This window comes from Pseudomonas sp., from assembly GCF_037994325.1.
Classification (GTDB): domain Bacteria; phylum Pseudomonadota; class Gammaproteobacteria; order Pseudomonadales; family Pseudomonadaceae; genus Aquipseudomonas.
The window spans coordinates 1-3,022 of record NZ_JBBNAH010000424.1; the positions used below are offsets into that span (position 1 = coordinate 1).

Here is a 3,022-nt window from a genome sequence, read left to right on the forward strand (position 1 = left end):
GCGCGGGGATGACGGTGCTATTTGCAACTATCGCCGTCCTCCCCGCGCAGGCGGGGATCCAGGTTCGGTTATTTATGCCAGCACACAGACCACCCGCACGTAAATATGTGTAGAACCTTCCAGCCCCCAAGCCTTTCTTATTAAGCAACGCCATCCCTTACAGGACGTACCGCATCATGCTGGAACCCTTACTGCTCGCCACCGCCCGCGTATCCACGTTTGATCTGGAGCGCCCGCTCACCAATGCCAGCGGCTTTTTCTTTGCCCGCGATGAGCGTTTGTTTCTAGTCACCAGCCGCCATGTGGTGATCGACGAACCCACCGAGCATTTCCCCAGCCACCTGCAAATTGAGCTGCACACCAACGAGGCCAATATGGCCGAGTCCACCGGCTTTTCCATTCCGCTGTATGCCGACGGCAAAAGCCTGTGGCGGGTGGGTGAAGACTCCGGCGGTGAAATTGACATCGCCCTGGTGGAAATCGACCGCAGCGCTTTGCCACCTACCACCGTGTATCAGGCGTTTACCCCTGAGCACCTGGCCGACCTGAACAAAGGCATCGAAATTGGTAGCGCGTTGCTGGTAGTGGGCTTCCCGCTGGGTTTCCACGACACCCTGCACCATATGCCGGTTGCCCGGCAGGCAAGCATTGCCTCGGCGTTTGGCCTGCGCTTCAAGGGTGAGGGTTACTTTTTGACCGACGCGCGAACCCACCGGGGCTCCAGCGGCGCGCCGATTGTGATGCGCCTGCAAGACGACGACCGCGAACTGCCCTGGCTGCTGCTGGGCGTGCACTCCGCGCGGCTGGACGTTAACCGCGACCTGGAACAAGACGAAGCCCTGGGCCTGAACTGCGCCTGGTATTCCGATATTTTGATGACGTTGAGCGAATAACCCCTTCTCCCATGCCCTACGCCCCAAGCGCTCTGCGCCGGGGGCTAACGGCAAAACGCTGCTTTTTACGTGACTTCGTAACCCCCTCGTGGTTACCGAGCCTACGTGTCCGTCGGCCATAGCTGCCAGATTGGCACCGAGCATGGGCCTAGCATGGCTCTGTCGCTGAATACCTAGCGACCGGATTTAGTAGTCCGTGCTTATGTTCTCATACCGCAGTCCCTCGCCATAAAACCCGGCTGTCAGGCTCTACGGGTTTGCAGTTATGGCGGCTGGGCGTGGGACGCCTTCGGGTGTGCCGGATGATGAATGCGGTATGAGCTAAAGCCCGGTCTACTAACCCGCGTCCAGTCGCCTCCCTATATCAATGGAGGCCACAGCCAATTTCGGAGCAACACGTTATGGAAAACCAACCTGCTAAATCCGCCATTGTCACCACCTCGCGCCGCTTTCTGAAAACCGATGGCCACAGCCTGTTCAGCGTTCGCGCTGGCGTACCGGTAGAAGTGGCACTGGAACAAGCCGGCACCCTGCTCAACTGCCTCCACTGCCTGGTGCTTCACCGCGAAGAGCTAGGCGCCATTGAACAAACCAACTGCATGCAATACCTCACCGACATGACCCGTGCCCTGGTAAATGCCAGCTTCGACGGCGTATGTGAATACGAACGCACGCTGCAGTAAGGGTAACCGCGCTAAAGAGCTACGCGCCGCCCTAGGCCTTTGCGACGGTAATAGGACTAGGGCATCGACATAACCGAAGCGCAGATTTTTGAAGGATGAGTACTACGCCGTTTGTGTTTTTTAAAAAAACATCGTGTAAGACCTAGGCGCTTTCCCGCGCGCCGTTTCGCTTTCTGTTTACAGAAACCCTTACTAACGATGCTCCGGCAAACGGGCTTGAGCGTCTATTCGTAAGTGCCGGTAATGCCCCGACCGCCCAAGCCGACTAGCGCCAACACGGCGATGGCCGAGGCTCAGCGCACCTAACACGTGCTGCCAGGCGCCGTCACAGCGGGTTAAAAACGCTCAGATAGTGCGGGGTAGCAGACCGTTAGCGAAGACGCCCGACGCGCACGTACGAGTTGGCACATAAAACGCCCCTTGTACGATGGCCGTACACGTTACGGCTGCGCTAGGCAGTGGTGAGTTCAGCCGGTTGAGTCAGCCGTTACCTGTGACCAAGCCTTGGAGGGCTATCTGATGGCACGCAAACACATCACCGCTGATCAATTGGGTTTGAGCAAAGGGTTAGCCAACGCAGAGGAAGACGCACTGTTCAAGTGGTTGATCGCCAGTTTTCTACTTGGCAAACCGATTCAGCAGCACATCGCCGAGCAGGCCTATCGAGTGATTGTTGAGCGGCATAGGTGCAATACCCCGCATAAGTTTGCCAGCAGCAGTAAGGCGGAGTTGGTACGCATGCTTGGCGTGGCGCATTACGTGCGTTACGACAATTCCACGGCCGATCGCTTGCAAAAACTCGCCAACAAGCTGCTGGATGAATACGGCGGCAGGGTGACTGAAATGTACAAGCAGAGCGCCAACCGCCAGGCGTTTGAACAACGGCTAAGTGCGTTCACCGGCGTTGGCCCGCGCACCGTGGAGATTTTTATGCGTGAGGCAGGTGCAGGTCTGTTTCCGCCAAAGGCTGACGACTTGGAATAAACATCTCGAACTACTGAGCTTGGCCCCCGGTCCATCTTTATAAGGCGCGGCACAGACCACGTCCATAACAACCGGATTAGCCAACGAGGTGAACTATGAACGCGATTGACCTGCTAAAAGCCGACCATAAAGTGGTGCTCGACCTGCTAGAGCAACTCAGCGCCACAACCGAACGCGCAGTAAAAAAACGTGTAGAGCTGATTAATAAGCTCGAGGCGGAGTTGTTTGTGCACACCCATATCGAGGAAGAGATCTTTTACCCGGCTTACAAAAAAGCGGGCGAAAAAGATCAGGCCAAAATGTACTTTGAAGCCATTGAGGAACACCGCGCCGTGGACGCTCTGGTGCTACCACATCTGAAAACCACCAAGCCCGATAGCGTCGAATTTTCTGGCCGCGCCAAGGTGCTCAAGGAGTTGCTTGAGCACCATATCGAGGAGGAGGAAGAGTCGATGTTTAAAG

Annotated in this window: 4 protein-coding genes; all 4 read left to right on the plus strand. The window is 56.6% G+C overall.

The annotated features are described in order from the left end of the window. The first annotated feature begins 176 nt into the window (after positions 1-176). Positions 177-893 (plus strand): serine protease, encoded by a 717-nt coding sequence (locus AAAB16_RS14320; protein WP_340663916.1) that lies wholly within the window; start codon positions 177-179, stop codon positions 891-893. Between the two features lie 401 nt (positions 894-1,294). Then, the gene (locus AAAB16_RS14325) at positions 1,295-1,576 is read left to right on the plus strand and encodes a DUF3077 domain-containing protein (RefSeq protein ID WP_158534376.1); all 282 of its coding nucleotides are present in this window, start codon (positions 1,295-1,297) and stop codon (positions 1,574-1,576) included. 519 nt (positions 1,577-2,095) lie between these two features. Beyond that, on the plus strand, positions 2,096-2,560 hold the full coding sequence (locus AAAB16_RS14330) for a DNA methylase (RefSeq protein ID WP_340663917.1): 465 nt from the start codon (positions 2,096-2,098) through the stop codon (positions 2,558-2,560). A gap of 95 nt (positions 2,561-2,655) precedes the next feature. Then, a partial coding sequence (locus AAAB16_RS14335; protein WP_340663918.1) for a hemerythrin domain-containing protein occupies positions 2,656-3,022 on the plus strand: 367 nt, incomplete at its 3' end.